At 52.2% G+C, this 16,360-nt stretch carries 12 protein-coding genes; 9 read left to right on the forward strand and 3 right to left on the reverse strand.

The window, feature by feature from the left end; translation table 11 throughout:
- Nucleotides 1-38: 38 nt before the first annotated feature.
- The gene (locus SH248x_RS07540; RefSeq protein ID WP_459557916.1) at nucleotides 39-725 is read right to left on the reverse strand and encodes a DUF2293 domain-containing protein; all 687 of its coding nucleotides are present in this window, start codon (nucleotides 723-725) and stop codon (nucleotides 39-41) included.
- Between the two features lie 272 nt (nucleotides 726-997).
- Between SH248x_RS07540 and SH248x_RS07545 the strand changes: the two genes are divergently transcribed.
- Genes SH248x_RS07545 through SH248x_RS07555 form a run of 3 tightly spaced genes read left to right on the forward strand, consistent with a single transcriptional unit; the run spans nucleotide 998 to nucleotide 4,647 of the window.
- Nucleotides 998-1,981: a Gfo/Idh/MocA family protein gene (locus SH248x_RS07545; protein WP_459557917.1), complete on the forward strand. Its 984-nt coding sequence runs from the start codon at nucleotides 998-1,000 to the stop codon at nucleotides 1,979-1,981.
- A gap of 35 nt (nucleotides 1,982-2,016) precedes the next feature.
- The gene (locus SH248x_RS07550; RefSeq protein WP_459557918.1) at nucleotides 2,017-3,468 is read left to right on the forward strand and encodes a Gfo/Idh/MocA family protein; all 1,452 of its coding nucleotides are present in this window, start codon (nucleotides 2,017-2,019) and stop codon (nucleotides 3,466-3,468) included.
- Between the two features lie 21 nt (nucleotides 3,469-3,489).
- Nucleotides 3,490-4,647, forward strand: coding sequence for a LacI family DNA-binding transcriptional regulator (locus SH248x_RS07555; protein WP_459557919.1), 1,158 nt, complete (start codon nucleotides 3,490-3,492; stop codon nucleotides 4,645-4,647).
- Between the two features lie 10 nt (nucleotides 4,648-4,657).
- On the opposite strand, the gene SH248x_RS07560 is transcribed toward SH248x_RS07555, so the two are convergent.
- On the reverse strand, nucleotides 4,658-5,641 hold the full coding sequence (locus SH248x_RS07560; RefSeq protein WP_459557920.1) for an N-acetylglucosamine-6-phosphate deacetylase: 984 nt from the start codon (nucleotides 5,639-5,641) through the stop codon (nucleotides 4,658-4,660).
- A gap of 11 nt (nucleotides 5,642-5,652) precedes the next feature.
- Nucleotides 5,653-6,405, reverse strand: a complete 753-nt coding sequence (locus SH248x_RS07565) for a glucosamine-6-phosphate deaminase (RefSeq protein ID WP_459557921.1) — start codon at nucleotides 6,403-6,405, stop codon at nucleotides 5,653-5,655.
- Between the two features lie 411 nt (nucleotides 6,406-6,816).
- Here SH248x_RS07565 and SH248x_RS07570 point away from each other — a divergent pair, with 411 nt between their 5' ends.
- The 6 genes from SH248x_RS07570 to SH248x_RS07595 all read left to right on the forward strand — a co-directional run bounded on the left by SH248x_RS07570 (nucleotide 6,817) and on the right by SH248x_RS07595 (nucleotide 16,215).
- Nucleotides 6,817-7,746, forward strand: coding sequence for a DUF1559 family PulG-like putative transporter (locus SH248x_RS07570; RefSeq protein ID WP_459557922.1), 930 nt, complete (start codon nucleotides 6,817-6,819; stop codon nucleotides 7,744-7,746).
- A 111-nt stretch (nucleotides 7,747-7,857) separates the two neighbouring features.
- Complete coding sequence (locus SH248x_RS07575; protein WP_459557923.1) at nucleotides 7,858-8,238, forward strand: hypothetical protein; 381 nt, start codon at nucleotides 7,858-7,860, stop codon at nucleotides 8,236-8,238.
- 71 nt (nucleotides 8,239-8,309) lie between these two features.
- Nucleotides 8,310-9,713 (forward strand): MFS transporter, encoded by a 1,404-nt coding sequence (locus SH248x_RS07580; RefSeq protein WP_459557924.1) that lies wholly within the window; start codon nucleotides 8,310-8,312, stop codon nucleotides 9,711-9,713.
- A gap of 302 nt (nucleotides 9,714-10,015) precedes the next feature.
- Nucleotides 10,016-10,990 (forward strand): DUF1559 family PulG-like putative transporter, encoded by a 975-nt coding sequence (locus tag SH248x_RS07585; protein WP_459557925.1) that lies wholly within the window; start codon nucleotides 10,016-10,018, stop codon nucleotides 10,988-10,990.
- A 4-nt stretch (nucleotides 10,991-10,994) separates the two neighbouring features.
- The gene (locus SH248x_RS07590) at nucleotides 10,995-11,486 is read left to right on the forward strand and encodes a carboxypeptidase-like regulatory domain-containing protein (protein WP_459557926.1); all 492 of its coding nucleotides are present in this window, start codon (nucleotides 10,995-10,997) and stop codon (nucleotides 11,484-11,486) included.
- Between the two features lie 829 nt (nucleotides 11,487-12,315).
- Nucleotides 12,316-16,215: an AAA family ATPase gene (locus SH248x_RS07595; RefSeq protein WP_459557927.1), complete on the forward strand. Its 3,900-nt coding sequence runs from the start codon at nucleotides 12,316-12,318 to the stop codon at nucleotides 16,213-16,215.
- Nucleotides 16,216-16,360 lie beyond the last annotated feature (145 nt).

A 16,360-nucleotide genomic window follows, 5' to 3' on the forward strand; every position in this document is an offset into this window, starting at 1 on the left:
AAAACCATCACTCAATCATCACACGAAGTTAGACATCATCAGCACGTCGGGCTCACCTTGCTATCCAAAGCTCTCCGCAACGGACACCCATCCGGAGCAGCTTGCCCCCGACGATATTGCTCCAGAAGTTCATGGGATCGACGGGCCAGCATCCGCCTGACCTCGCGTCGCTTCCCCTTCACCCTGGGAATCGCGAGCGAATCATAACCCGTCGTCTGGTGCCGCATCCAGGCGATCACAGCCGCTTCCGCCCGCTGCTCGACCGGGATGCGTTTCGTTCTCGCGACCGTCCCGCTACCAACCGGCGTCGCATGATCGGTGACCGCTTTCGCCAGCCGATCAGCCAGATCAGCGTATGCCTCATGAAAATTCAGGAACGCCACCACTGCCCCCAGAAAGTCCTCAACGTACTCCGCCTGAGCTTTCTCACGCCGTCTCGCATCAGCCACCTTCTTCTTGGCAAACCCCTCCGTCGCTCGCTCGACCTCAAGATCAGCTCGAATGCGTTCAATGGTCGCCGCAGCAGCCCAAAGCCCCCTCGAAAAAATCTTCCGCCCCTTCTTTTCCGCGACGACCCAATGATCCCCCGCAGCTTTCACCCGTCGAGTCAACGCCGCATCCCCCGGCGGCAGCAACTCCCAGCCCACCGGCACATTCACAACTTGACCATCAGCCCCCCGAACCGTCTTCGGATTCGGCCCAACCAGATACGTCTGACTGCTCATACTTCTTCAGCTTCCATGCAGTAAATTTGCAAAGGCGACGATTATCTATCGATTCACTAAGGTCTTGCAACCCGCCCACGTCTCATTCTTCGTAGGGTGCTGGTGAGGCTCTGCGAACCGCACCAAATGCGGTATCGATCCGAAGAACCGTTGAGCCCGGCAGTTGTCGCGAATTGTTTCCACAAAACATCTTTACAACAATGATATCACGTTATATCATTGACTCGCCTTGACTCCACCAGCCCGCCTCCACGCCTCCGACGGAGCCCATCATGAGACACCATACCTTCAGCCTGGCATTCACCGTGCTCGTTTGCATCTCTCGCTTCTGCGCCGCCGATGATGCCTTGCGAATCGGACTCATCGGACTGGACAGCTCCCACGCCGTCGCCTTCACCAAGACAATCAATTCTCCAGAATTCACACAGGCCCATGGCAACGTTCGCGTTGTCGCCGCATTTCCAGGGGGAAGCCCAGACCTCCAAGCCAGCACCTCACGCATCGAACAACTGACGGCTAATGTCAAATCCCTGGACGTCGAAATCATGCCTTCCATCGAAGCCCTTCTACCCAAGGTCAACGCCGTCATCATCAACAGCGTCGATGGACGCATCCACTTAAGTCAGGCCAGACCAGTCCTCGAAGCCGGCATCCCACTCTTCATCGATAAACCCCTGGCCGCCTCGCTGGACGACGCCCTCGAAATCTACCGCCTCGCTGAAAAGCATCACACCCCGATCTTCTCCAGCTCGACTCTTCGCTTCTGCCCGGAAGTCGTCAAAGCCACCCGCGAGAATCCAGTCGGCAACCTCGTCGGCTGCATTTCCTACAGCCCCTGTAAAACAGACCCGACCCATCCAGACTTATACTGGTACGGCATTCACGGCATCGAAACCCTATTCACGCTCATGGGCCCCGGATGCGTCAGCGTTCAACGGACAAAAGTCGATGGCGCCGATGTCGTGACTGGCAACTGGAAGGACGGCCGCGTCGGCACTTTCCGAGGAATTCGCGATGGATCCCTCGGCTACGGTGCAATCCTGTTCGGATCAAAAGGCATCCAGCAGGTGGCCATCAAACCAGGATACGATCAGTTGGTCCACGAGATCGTGACGTTCTTCCAAACTCGCACGCCCCCCGTCTCTGCTGAGCAGACGCTGGAGATCCTCGCGTTCATGCAGGCAGCCGATCAAAGCCGTGATCACCAGGGCAAGTCCGTCGCTCTGCCAGCCTTCTCAGTCACTGTCAGTCAGTAATTTCAGCGTCTTTCCATGACCAGGACTTTTCCACCATGCCAAAGCTAACACGACGTCAATATCTGGCCGCAACAGCCGCCACTGCGTTTGTTTCCATGGGATCAAACCTGCGCGCCACCATGGCCAATGAAGAACTTCGAGTCGTTGTCATTGGAGTCAACGGCATAGGACGAACTCATCTGGAAGGCTTCCCATCGATTCCCGGAGTCCGCGTCGTCGGTGCCTGCGATGTCGATAGCGCGATCCTGGGCAAACGCGCCGAGGACTTCTCCAAGAAGTTCGGACAGCCCCTGAAAACATACGCCGACCTGCGTCACGTCTATGATGACGATAACGTCGACGCCGTCGTCCTCGCAGTCCCCAATCATTGGCATGCCCTGGGAACAGTCTGGGCCGCGCAAGCAGGCAAGGACGTCTATACCGAGAAGCCATGTTCACAAACCATCTGGGAAGCAGGCCAGATGCAAAAAGCAGCCGACAAGTACCAGCGAATCGTGCAGATCGGAATTCAACGTCGAAGCTTCGCTCACCTGGGAGAGTTCTTCAAGGAAGTCCAGCAAGGCCAGGCACTCGGCAAAGTGAATCGCGTGAAAGGGTTCTACATGTCCCGTCGCACGTCGATTGGCAAACCGACCGTCACACCGACCCCACCACCAACAATCAACCACGACCTCTGGTGTGGTCCCGCACCGACAAAACTGGAACGCGCCAAGTATCATTATGATTGGCACTGGTTCTGGGACTACGGCAACGCAGAGCTTGGCAACAATGGACCCCATATGCTCGATCTGTGCAGATGGGCCATCGGGGCAGATGAGTTCCCCACCGCCGTCACCAGTATCGGCGGTCGATTTGGCTGGGACGACAATGGACAGACCCCCAACACCCATATCCTCAAGTACGATTACGCAACAGCCCCTATCACCTTCGAGATTCGCAATCTCCCTTCTGCATCAGGAAAAGCAGAGAACTGCAAATACATGGGGATCGATAACGGAATCGTCATCGAAGGCGAAGAGGCCACCTACGTCGGCTTCGACACCGGTCGCGTGATCGATGCAAAAGGCAACACCATTCGCGAAGTCACAGGCGACAAGGGAGCAGACAGTGGTCGTCAGCTCCACCGGGAGAATTTCATCAAGGCGGTCCGCTCTCGGAACTCCTCCGATCTCAACTGCGGCATCCGCACAGGACATCTATCGAGCGCCCTGTGTCACCTCGGGAACATCTCCCACAAGCTCGGCCAATCGGTCGCCGTCAACGATCTGCAGGGCAGGGTGCAGTCACAACCATTGCTCGCCGATGCCGTCACCCGTTTGACCGACCACCTGACCGCCAATCACATCAATGCAGACCAGACAATGGCTCACCTTGGCCAGACCCTCATCATCGATCCCGTCAACGAACGATTCCCCACCAGTCCCCAGGCCAATCAACTCCTGACTCGCGAATACCGCGCTCCTTACATTGTGCCCGAGGAGGTTTAAAACTTCGACTCACGAGCTCGAATGCCACTGGTACAACTCCCCCCGCTTGAGTACTCTTGCACCTGTCAGACTCGCGCGAGAAAACACGGCATTCCCGTCAAAACTCCCGCAGTCAACCAGCGTCAAGAACGAAAGCACATGGCAGACGACGGCGAGCGAAAAGTCAGGCTACAGGATATCGCCGAACAGGCGGGCGTATCGCGCGCAGCTGTTGGACACATTCTGAATAACTCAGGTGCAGACAGCGTTCGAGTCTCCGACGCGACGCGCGAGAAGATTGTCAAAATCGCCAAAGAACTCGGTTATCGCCCCAACCGTGCCGCCCAACGACTGCGCGGCATGTCGAGTAAAACCATCGGCGTCCTTCTCGACACCGTCAACGTCGCAGTCTTCTCAGCACGCCTGGCTGCTATCGAGGCAGAAGCCCATTCCCGCGGCTACCGCCTCATGATCGGACAGGCGCATCACAATCCCGATGAAATCAACACCTATCTGGACGATTTCGCTGACCATGGAATCGATGCCATCCTCTGCCTGTTTGATGTGATGCAGGACATACGCCCCGGACTCAAGAAAGTCTTCCAGGGACGTAAAAACATCATCCTTCACTCCATGCCCATTCTCAGTACCCAGCCCTGCATTCGAGTCGAGACCTCGTCCGCAATCGGCCTGCTTATCGATCATCTGGCCGAGAAAGGACGCAAGAGAATCGGCATCCAGCTATGGTCACCTTCCGACCAGCTGATGACGATCCGTCAGGACGCCTGGAAGGTCAACCTGCAGCAATGGAAGCTCCCCTGCTCCCCATCCATGACCTGGGTGAATCCGGAGTTTCAGCAAAAGCCATCTCGCCAGACCGTGGATGACTGCATCCGCAAGCTGGTTCTCGAACAAAAAGTCGATGCCATCATCGCTTCGAACGACGAATGGGCCGTTCGCATCATTCAGGGATTGCATCGTCACAACTTGAAAGTCCCGGACGATGTCGCCGTCACTGGCTACGACAACCTCGACATCGCCGACGTGATCGAACCATCGCTGACAACGATCGATCAATGCCACGCCGCCTATGCACTGGAAGCACTCGATCTCGTCGAAGAACTGATCGAAGGGCGATTGTCTCCTTCGAGGCGAGTTCGTGTCATCACCCCCGAACTCATCGTCCGCGAATCGGCCTGATCCGCTTGTCTCAACCAGGATTCGACCTCGCCAGCACAGAGTCTTCGCTCGACGATTCTTCTCCAGATTTCCTGACAGCAGCGGCTAATAGCTGACGCGGATTCAAACACGTCAGCTGCTCGATCTCCTGCCCGCTCAACCCAAGATTGTCACGCAAGTTGGCAGCCATCTGAAACATCGGCGTCGCAGAGCCGACCAGATGCGAATCATCCTCGGCCCGAGGTACACCGTCTTTGCCGACAGTCACCTCGCGCCCCCCCAGCTGATAACGTCCTGGTCCGCACCCTGCCGCCGCGATCGCATCCGAGACCACAAACGCCCGGTCAATTCCGACAAGCTTCAGATAATTCGCGAGGGCAAAAAACGGCACATGGGCACCATCAGCAATGAAGCCAAAATGCAGAAACTCCGCACGACTGAGTGCGCGCTGGATGATGTTGTCGTGACGGTCCATCAGGCGAGGGCAACCATTCCCCAAATGCGTAAATAACGACAAGCCGGAATCGATGCACGCATCCAGTTGATCCAGACTGGCATTCGTATGCCCCGCCGCCACAAGGACTCCCAGGTCAGCCAACCGCTTAGTGACTGCTCCCCCCGGATCCTGCTCGGGAGCAATCGTCACCATCTTCGTCAAACCACCCGCCGCGTCCAACAACGGCTCCATCGCAGACCACCTGGCTGCTTGCGCATGTTGAACGGGATGTGCTCCAATGTATCCGGGCACGCTGCTGATGAATGGCCCTTCGATATGAAAACCGGCAATCACACTTTCAATCAGACCGTCCTTCTGCCGAAGTTCCACAATCCTCGCCAATCGCGATGACATCACAGAAACATCATCCGTGATAATCGTCGCCAGGATTGACTCGACACGGTCACGGCGTAGCGCAACACAAGCAACATGCAGCGACTCTGCGGTCAACTCAGACTGATTGAAATCGATCCCCTGATACCCATTGATCTGGAGATCGATGTATTTCGCTTTCGGCATCGAAGTGATCTTTATGTTGATGAGAGTGCGCGGGTCAGCAGGGAAGCTGCTGCCTGATCCAGAAACAGATGAGTATCGCCATGCGACTGCAAAATCGAAGCAGGAACATCCGGACTGATTGCTCCTTCGATGCTCGCCCGCACCGCGACAGCTTTTCTTCGATCTGGCACACTGCAGAGAATTGTCTTTGAACGCAAGATCTGCCGGCACGACATACTGATGGCACGTCGCGGCACATCATCAATGGTCTCAAACCATCCCTCGCCGGCCTGCTGACGTCGACAGGCTTCATCGAGGTCGACAACGAGATAGGCCTGATCTGTTTCGAAGTCCGCAGGAGGATCATTGAACGCCAGATGCCCGTTCTCGCCGATCCCGACAAACGCCGCATCAATCGGCGCTTCGTTCAGAATCTCGCCCAACTCTTTGCAGGACTGCTCAGCGTTCGACGTCATCCCATCGAGATAATGAAATGCCCGCAAAGGAACCTTCGTCACAAACCGCTCTCGCAAGTAGCGAACGAATGACGCCGGGTGATCGCCGCTCACTCCCAGGTATTCATCCAGATGGAAGCCTGTGACTTTGCTCCAGTCGATATCACTCTGCTCGACGAGCGCTGCAAGCGTTTCGAATTGTGAGGCGCCCGTCGCAACGATGATCCTCGCAAGGCCCTGATCGCGGATGGCATTCCTGATAACATCGGCGCCGGTCTGGGCGGCGAGACTTCCAAGCTGACGTGGGGAATCGAGGACATGAATCTTCATAGGAACTGGTCGGCCTTGAAAAAGAGCGGACAACAGAAAGGAACACCCTGATATCGCGTGACATCATTCTGCCCACAAGAGACACTTTCGTCAACATCGAACCTGTAATAATGACTTCCTTAAAGGCAATAACTCAGGTCGTTTTTCGAGTGAAACAACTATTTTCACAAATTTCGATAGACACAATTGAAATGCTCTTCGCGCCATGATGTCAGGTGATATCATCGGGAACCACGGTGGTCATGTCTTCTGCGCTCTCTGTCACTCGCCACCGTGATGACTCTGCGAATAGCTGTTCCTTTGCGCCCAAAGAACAGCTTCACAGATTGCTTTGCTTTCGCATCCTGGTCCGCCGGGCAGGGAATCGTTCTTCGCGATTCTCCCCTTCCGTCATTTCTTTAAGGGCAACTGATGAAACGAGTTCATGGCTTTACTCTGATCGAACTCCTGGTCGTAATTGCTATTATCGGCACTCTTGTCGCGTTACTTCTTCCAGCCGTTCAACAGGCTCGAGAAGCCGCCAGAAGATCCCAGTGCTCCAACAACCTGAAGCAACTCGGCCTGGCGTTTCATAACTATCACGATGTCAACAACCGCTTCATGCCCGGCGGTGGCATGCAGAACTCCAGCGCCTGCCGCTACGCGACCGGTTGGGTCCCTCGCTTGTTCCCCTACCTGGAACAACAGGCATGGTCAGACAGCCTCGATGCCCTCTCTCCCAACTTTCTTTCCTCACAGTGCCCCTACAACACAACCAGCTACACAGGCAATCCACTTTTCAAATCCGTCCCCGTGTTCCTCTGCCCCTCATCTGCCATCGGCGACCTGACGACTTACGCATCCACCTCAACAGCCCGCACGCAAGGCAACCTGCACTACCGCGCCAACAGCGGCTCCTACGATGTCGAACTCGATACCGCCAGCAGCGATATCAATCAGCAGTACTCCAAATCGGGAGTGATCTATCCACGTTCCAACGTCGGCTTCCGGGACATTCTCGATGGCACATCCAATACCATCCTGCTCGGTGAATCCTCCACCATGACCAACTGGCCGACAGCAATGACAACAGGCTTCTTCACGATCCTCCCGTGGACCCTCGGCAGCTACTCCTACACCAGCAATGGCTGGCTGACCGCCGACCACAAAACGCTCCTCTATCCAGTCAACTACAGCGGAACATTCAACTACAACACAACCCCCTTCGGAAGCACACACCCCGGCGGAGCAATGTTCGTCATCTGCGACGGAAGCGTCCGCTTCCTTTCCGAGTCAATGGATCTGGGCGTCCTGAAATCTCTGTCAACCAAAAGCCAGGGCGAGACAACGAGTGCTTTTTAGAAACCTGAAGTCGTGCTCTTTTCTTCGAGCTTCCTTATGATTTCACGAGACACTCTTCAGGAAGAGGTTGAGATGATCGGTCTATCGCGAGTTAAAACTTCCATTATGGTCATGGCAATTTCTCTCACGCTGACTGGCTGCAGTCAGCGTGGTCCGCAGATGGGTTTCGTCACGGGCAAGGTGACTTTCAAAGGGCAGACTCTCCCCACCGGAACGATCGTCTTCGTTCCGGAAACCTCTGGCATGCCAATGTCCTTCGCAGAAATCCAGCCCGATGGCACCTACGAGGCATCGACCAAGAAGTTCGGCAAAGGCGTCGCCGTCGGCCACCACAAGATCATGATCAATGCCATCAAAGTCTTTCCCGGCAAAGAAAATGATCCGGTCAACTGCTGCCAGGTACTCCTCCCTGCCAAGTACAACAGCGAGCAGAAATCGGGACTGACAGCTGATGTCACTTCAGGCGATAATGTCATCGACTTCAACCTGTAGCCAAGCCCAGTGAACTATTTCCGTATTCGCTCGGGATCATTCGGGGTCCTCACAGGAGAGAATCAGACAGCATGGACTATATTGAACCAACACCCAGTTCCTCTAACGATCCTCTTCCGAAAGGATACCGATGGTATCGCGAGCTCAATCGCGGACACTGGTTTGTCCTGATCGTCGCTGCTCTGGGCTGGTTGTTTGACACAATGGACCAGCAGCTGTTCAACATCGCTCGTGTCCCGGCGATGCGCGACCTCGCATACACCGATGATCCCGTGGCCTTGAAAGCATTCAGCAATTACTACGGCGGTATCGCGACCGCTGTCTTCATGATCGGATGGGCAAGCGGAGGCTTGATCTTCGGCAAGCTCGGGGACATTTACGGACGCGCGAAAGTCATGGCCTGGACGATCCTGGCTTACTCACTCTGCACCGGCCTGAGTGCCTTCTCCGTCACCATCTGGGACTTCATGGCCTACCGGTTCCTCACCGGCCTGGGCGTTGGTGGCGAATTCGCCGTCGGTGTGGCGCTGGTCGCGGAAGTCATGCCGCAACGGGCCAGGCCGTTCGCGCTCGGATTTCTACAGTCGTTATCCGCATTTGGCAATATCCTCGCTGCGATTCTGGGAATCTTCCTGGGAAGATTAGAAGAAACCGGCGCGATTGGCGACGCCTGGCGCTGGATGTTTGTCGTCGGTGCATTCCCCGCCCTCCTGGTCCTTGTCATCCGACGTCGACTGAAGGAACCCGACTCCTGGGAGAAAGCCCGTCAGGAGGAGCGCAGCTCCGGCGTCACGCCTGCAATGCAGGCTGGAAGCTATCGAGCACTTTTCTCGACGCCGACACTTCGACGAAATTCAATCGTCGGAATCCTGATGGCGTTCGGGGGCATTGTCGGCCTCTGGGGCATCGGCTTTTTCGTTTTTGATCTCTATGATTCGGTCCTCCGCAAAAGCCTGAGCGGCCAGGGGCTCGACGCAACGACCATTGATGGTCGAGTCATGATGTGGAAAGGGATCGTGTCGATGATGTTCAACGCCGGAGCCTTCTTCGGCATTTCCGCCTTTGCGGGCATGAGCCAACGCCTGGGACGCAAACCCGCGTTTGCCATCTGTTTCGTCGCGGCGGCTGCTTCGACGATACTCACCTTCTCCCAGTTGGATACCTTCGCCGAGGTCTTCTGGATGGTCCCACTAATGGGCTTCTGCCAGCTGAGCCTGTTCGGCGGATACGCGGTTTACTTCCCTGAGTTGTTCCCCACGCGCCTGCGAAGCACAGGGATCTCGTTCTGCTACAACGTCGGACGCTTCGTTGCGGCGGGTGGACCGTTTGCGTTAGGGCTGTTGACCAGCCAGGTCTACAGCGATTTTCCTGAGCCGATGCGTCCTGCAGGGATTACGATGTGTGCTGTTTTTCTCATCGGTCTGCTCGCTGTCCCCTTCGCACCGGAAACCAAGGATAAGCCACTACCCGAATGAGTTGTGTTGAATAACATTGAGCGTTCAATAAGATCGACGAACAAAGGACGTGACATTTCTACTTGATAACATTACTGGCCATAGATTCATTTTTTCAGGGCAATTCAGGTCATCTTTTGGGGGTGGAATGCTTTGCGAGGCTACCCAATGTCGCATTTACCGATGACATGTTGTCTCAAATGCCAACTAAAAGGTCTTGCTGTTATCGAATTTCGTGCGAAAATAGAGTTAACATCCGCACATTGATACTTTTTCCTGCCAGCGCTGGCGTTGTTTTTGAGTCTGAATGGAATTTGTGAGCTATGAAGAGAGATTTTGACGCCTCACGACGGGGATTCACGCTGATCGAATTGTTGGTGGTCATTGCAATCATCGCGACGCTCGTTGCCCTTCTGCTTCCAGCCGTCCAGCAGGCTCGCGAGGCGGCTCGACGCTCCAGCTGTAAGAACAACCTGAAGCAAATCGGGCTGGCTGCTCTCAACTATGAGTCGACCTACAATGCGTTTCCAATTGGCTGGTATCAATCGGGAAGTCCTGGCCCGTCTGGCCCGCCAATCTTCTGTTACAAAGGTGCGCATGCCGCCCTTCTTCCTTTCCTGGAACAAGCTGCAGCGGCTGACCAGTACGACCAATTGACCGGGATTTCAGGAACTCCGAGTGCGATCTCCAGCATTCCGCTGGCCGTTTTTGGCTGCCCTTCGAATCCGGTGGAACGTGTTTATAACATTGATATCGGTGACAACGGCGCTTTCGGTATCTTCGATGGTCAGCCACACAGTGCTGCAACCACTGACTATACCACCATCTTTTCCGTTCGAAATATTGAGATGGACGAATACTTTGGATTCGGCAGTTTCTATCAGAATATGTTCGGCGGCGTGGTTGATTATGGCTGGCCAAAACTTCGTGATGTGACTGATGGTTTGAGCAATACGATTTTCATGGTGGAACGTGCAGGACAGGGTGAACACTGGGTTCAAGGGAAGTCAGCAGGACGTCAGGCTGGGTATAACATGCTGAAGTCATTCTGGGCTGGTCCGGGCTCATTGCAGTTCAACTCTATTGTTCCTGATATTGCCAATCCGACTGCGTCGGCCCCTCCAGGCCTGTGCTTCCTGAACTGTAACAACTTCCAGAACCCTTACAGCTTCCACTCTGGCGGCATTCAATTCGTCATGCTGGACGGCTCGGTTCACTTCCTGAGCGATTCCATCTCTTTCGACGTCTACAGTCGTCTGGTTCAGAAAAGTGATGGACAAGTCGTAGGGGAGTTCTAAAACTATGAATCAACTTTTCCTCCGACGATGTCGTGAAACTGTTCTGTCTGTTCTTACGATCGCGGTCTTTGCTGGCTGTAGTAAGGATGATGGGCGGGTCGAAGTCATTCCGATTTCTGGCAAGGTCATGAGTAATGGCAAGCCAGCTGAAGGGGTGGTGATTCAACTTGTTCCTGGGGAAGGTTCCATCGCCAAGGTTGCGGGACTGTTTCCGGGTGGTGTCACTGATTCGAACGGCGTCTATCGTCTGTCCAGCTATGAGACTGGCGATGGGGCTCCCGAAGGTGATTACAAGGTGCGCCTTTACTGGCCCGGTCCTGTGAAGGAACTGAGCTCTGATCCCGTCAAAGCGGCGATTCAACGAAACAAGCCGCCGGGCGGACCGGAAGACCGTTATCAGTTCAAGTACTGGAAGAAGCCTGAATCGAATCCCTGGAGCGTTGTGGTTGCTGAGGGAACGACTGAGGCGATGGCGATTGAGTTGCCTGCCAAGTAGTTGATGATGACTCAGAATCGATTGTGATCAAGGCGGCCTTCGGGTCGCCTTTTTTTGTGCCCCGGCGGCGGGGGTTTGTTGGTCAGGGTGTTGTTGATTGCTTGCATGTGTAAAAAAAATCCCCGGAGTCATCGTCTTGGTTTGGACTGCTTGCAGGTTAGTTGGTTAAGGTGATGCCTACTGGAGCCTCCGACTGGCGTTCTTGCTGCTCGGGCTCGGTTCGGCTTGTACTTCCATGCCTTCCGTTGCTTTTCATCCTGAATGCTTACGGTGTCCAGCGTCGCCTTGCGGTTTGATGCGCAGGTTGGGCTTGAATATGGAGAGTCACGGGCATGGGGACTCCGGGGGGGAGATCGTAATTGGTAATTAGGAATTGGTAATTGGCCGGAACAGAGGCACCGGAGAAGAGGGTGTGCACGGGCCTTTCTTCTCGGGGGCTTTGTTCTTGTGGGGTTTAGTTTGCTGTTTGGGAAATGGGGGTTCAAGGGGAAAATGGTGGGGAGAAAGCAGACAGTCAGTTTATTAAGTCGGGGAGGGGGGGGATGAACGGTGACAGTGACGTCGAGATGACTTTAGCGAGATACTGGGCTACGGCAGAAGCAGTTCAATTAGCCTAAACGTCTGTAAGCAGGGGCATTCAGGTATTAAGCGACTCGAGGATTCGCAGGCTTTTCGAATTGTATAACTAAATACACGTAACGCACGCCGTCTCACCCTTATTCGGATCACATCTACAGACAGACATTTCACTAGCCTTGCGTATATCAATATTTGCAGTACATTAATCTTCTTTGTACAGTCCCGAGTCACCGAAACTTCAGAGGATAATGTGGATATTCCAACCTCAATCGAAACGCACACATTATCCTCGTTGCTTGACGAGCTAATTTCAGGGCAACCGGTAAAAGACATCAATGGAGTTGTATACACGCCATTAACCCAAGACGCTCGCTTAGCATTACAGTGGTTCAAAAGAGACTTAACCTTCTGGTCGAAAGACAATAAAGCTGATTATGTTGATCAACTCATCGCAGCATTGAAATTAGAACTTCCAGGCGGTCAGAACTCGACACATGCTATTCCGAAAATAACGCGACGATACAGAATAAAGTCACTTCGTACAAGCAGATTTGGTGGACTTCATGAGTTTGGCGATATCGACTCATCACCTGAGCCATTCGAGGTCAACTTCCAACCTAGTGAGTTTAATGCGGCACTAATCTATGGGCGAAATGGCTGTGGTAAATCATCGCTGCTTAGTGCAATAAGTTGGTGCCTTACAGGATGGTACTACACTTCGCAGGGTCTTCCAAATAATAAAACGGATAACTCACAGTATCTAGTTCCTGCAGTGGGCGAAGAAAATAAAGATTCTTCAATCTATACAGCACCAATCATACCCATTCCACGCTCCGAAATCGTTAATACGCTTACGACGTCAAATACTCCCGTGGAAACCTGGGTGGAACTTGACATCATTGACGAAAACGGGAATGCCTATGGCCCCTTCCGCCGTACCCTTATCCTACGGAAAGGCAAAACGTCTCAGAGTTTCAAGGGAGATCTTAGTACTCTCGGGATCAGCCCGGCCGGATTGGAGCTTGGCACAAAACTGCCAGCCATGCTTCCACATATTAGGCTTGACGAGAAAAACGGTTTTGGTGAATCTGTAGCTAGCCTTGTCAATATTCAGCCACTATCACATGTCGCAACACATGCTGACAAGACCCTGCAAAAGATTAAAGTTCGATTAAAAGCGGTAGATACTGACGCAACAGAATCTAACGCAAAGCTTCAATTGGCGATTAAAGCACTTGCAGATCAAGTTATTCAATTGAATTCTGATGATCTCAAGAAAGATATATCCGCGTTATACACGACTGTTTCGCATACCACGTTACAAGCTTTTGCTAAAAAGATTGCACAAATACGTGGATCAATGTTGAGCAAAGTCGTTGATGTCTTGGGGACTACAGATGAATTGACCTCCCTAGATAGCCAGTCAAAATTAATCAATCACATCGCAATCGCTGGAAATCTGCTCGAAACAACGACACTCTCGACTTCTGTGCATTCAACTCGTCTCCGAGAATTATTATCGCTTGGAAAAAAAGATCTTCAGCAAGCGGAAGATACGATCGAAACGATACTCTCGGAAGCTGAATTTCTACTTGAACTACAAGAAAAGCCTGACCATGCCAGGAGAATTCAACTTTATTCTAAAATTGCAGAATGGCTCAAAGATGGTAGCCAGACTCCTTCAACGAGTTGCCCTGTATGCCGCACCGACTTAAGTAATCTTAACGACAGCATAACTGACAAAAGAATTGAAGTGCACATAAAAGAGTGTTTTGCAGAGGATAGACAGTTTTTTAGCAAGCCCCCTGTCCGATGGGCAAATGATGCTCTTCTACAACTAAGTGCCACTATACCAAGGCAACTCAATCCAGACAGTCCACTCAATCCTCTTATCAAATGCGGAGACGGACTGATTAAAGATTTATCCATTCAGGAATCACTTAACGGTGCACTCAGCCCGATCCGTGAACAGATAAACAAGTGCTGGCATAATGTGAAGAAAGACTTAGTAACTGAATCGCCTAAGCAACTTAATCTTCCCCAACAATGGTCTGACTTTATCGAACCTCTGCAAACAACAATCACGAATATTTCGTATTATATTGATTTCGTAACAAACAACAATGATTTTGTGTTCGACGATTTCATAGACAGTATTTTTAACGCCGAGTACAGTGTTCGGGAAACATTAAAGCAATTGCAGTCGATTGCTCGCTCTGTAGAGCCGTTCTCGTTAATAATAAAAAAGATCGACGAGATTAAATTACTGTTAGTTGAACAAGACACCAGAGCTGCTTTTCGCAACGATCTTTCTCGGTTGTCAGCTGCGTTAGTGAATCTTGGCACAGTAAAAGATCTTGTTGGCAATCAAGTTCAAGGTTTATTAGATAAACTTGCAAATCGTCAAGCGTTCTGGCTTGGTCTTATCTACATACCGGCGAGATGGGATCGTCCTCAAATAGCAAACGCGAGCTTGTCGCCTGAAGGAAAGCTGTCACTTGATGCTCGTCACTTGGGCACCACTGCACAAGCTCATCATGTAACAAATTCTTCTTATCTACGAGCTGCTCTAGTCGCTTTTTGGCTTGCGTATTGGGAGTATCAGTATTCCGTAAATGGTGGACTTTGCACCATTTTACTTGATGACATTCAAGAGCTTTTTGATGAGGAGAATCAGATAGAGTTTGCAAGAGCCATCAAGGAGATTTCATTTATTGGCGCCCAAGTGGTACTTGCGACAAATAAGATGCTATTCTTCCACGACATAGAATGGACCCAATTCAACGCAAAAAGATGGCACATTGATTGGAGGCCAGGTGATCCCGTAATTCATCTGCTGGATTATCGTGAGGACCTCGAAAAGAAGATGAAGAACTTCTCCGTCAACCAGTCGGACGATGATGCAGTTCAGCTTGCCGCTTCAGTCAGAACTTACTGCGAGCGTCGCCTAATTGGCTTATTTAGGCATATCCGTCCGCACACACTCGGCGATAAGCCTACCCTTATGGATGCCATTTCAGCCGTTAGGCATCGCAACAACAGTCGGACAGCTCCTTTTGATTCCAAGCCAGTGATTGACTTGCTCCAGCAGAGTGGTTGCACGCCAGGTACGTTGCTCTATCAACTAATGAATGATTCACATCATGGAAGGCACACCTTAATAACGGCCAACAAAGTTAAGTCGTTGATGGGAGAGATCACGGGTCTGATTTCGAGTGTCGAACAGGTGTGGGATCACTGCCAGTCATCAAAGTTCAAACTATCCGCGCAACTCAAACCGAAATCGTCAATCTCTGCGATCACTCCTCTGCAATCGCACCAGCTTCCGACAAATAGTATTCCAATCTGGACGTCGGTGGCAGCAGCCACTACGTCCCTTCTCGTCCGTGATGTCGAGGACACTCATCAGGAGTTTAATTGGATAGATCTCGGCGATATTGCCATTTTTCAGGTCTTGTCAGACTCACTTGGGCAGTCAGCACCAAGATACTCAAGAGTCATAGTTGCTTTAGACGGTAGGAAAATCCAAAGCGATTCGCTCGTGATTGCGTTCCGTGATGATCGTGTTTTCGCAAGAAGACTCATTGAGTTTAATCATCAATCGGAAGTGGTGTTGCACTCTGAGGCAGTCGATCCGAGAAGGAGAGCGCCAGCAGAGGTTCTTACCCCCGAGAGTGGAAATATATTGCCAATTATAGGCGTTATTTGGGATGACACCAGGCCATTGTTGAGAGCGAAGGGAGAAGCACAGATTGACAATGAGTTCAAAATTGATTCACTCAAGCTTGAAGTTGCCCAAAATGTCGAAGGTGAAAGTGCCGAGCCATTAGTTCTTGCGAATCAGTTCATTATCGTCGGGCCAGAGATCAATCTTTTGGACATACATAAACTCATTGAAAGGCCAGTCGTAGTTGAGGTTCAAGATACTAACGGTGAGTTTAAACGGTACCTAAAGAAGATCAGTGGAGTTACGCATGGAGCAAATAAATCTATACAGGTTTTCAATTCAATTGGTGGGAAGGGTGAGCCGCTGATTGCTCAATTTGCAAATGCTCCCAATGGTGATAAGCTAAAAGGTTTACCTGAAATCGTTCGTGTGCGACCAATGCAAATTGTTCTATACGAAACAGCCATCGGCACAGCGAGATAAGTCACGCAGACCAAGAAAGTTGCTTTTGGCGTGTTTCTTTCAGATTTTGTTGTAGTCGGCTGGTATGTAGATAAGCAGATACGAGGGACTACGGGGTAGTTACTCCGCCGGGATGCCACTGCCTGTGCCAGCGTTCTGCAGCTTT

It is taken from the genome of Lacunimicrobium album (genome assembly GCF_052161635.1).
Classification (GTDB): domain Bacteria; phylum Planctomycetota; class Planctomycetia; order Planctomycetales; family Planctomycetaceae; genus SXPC01.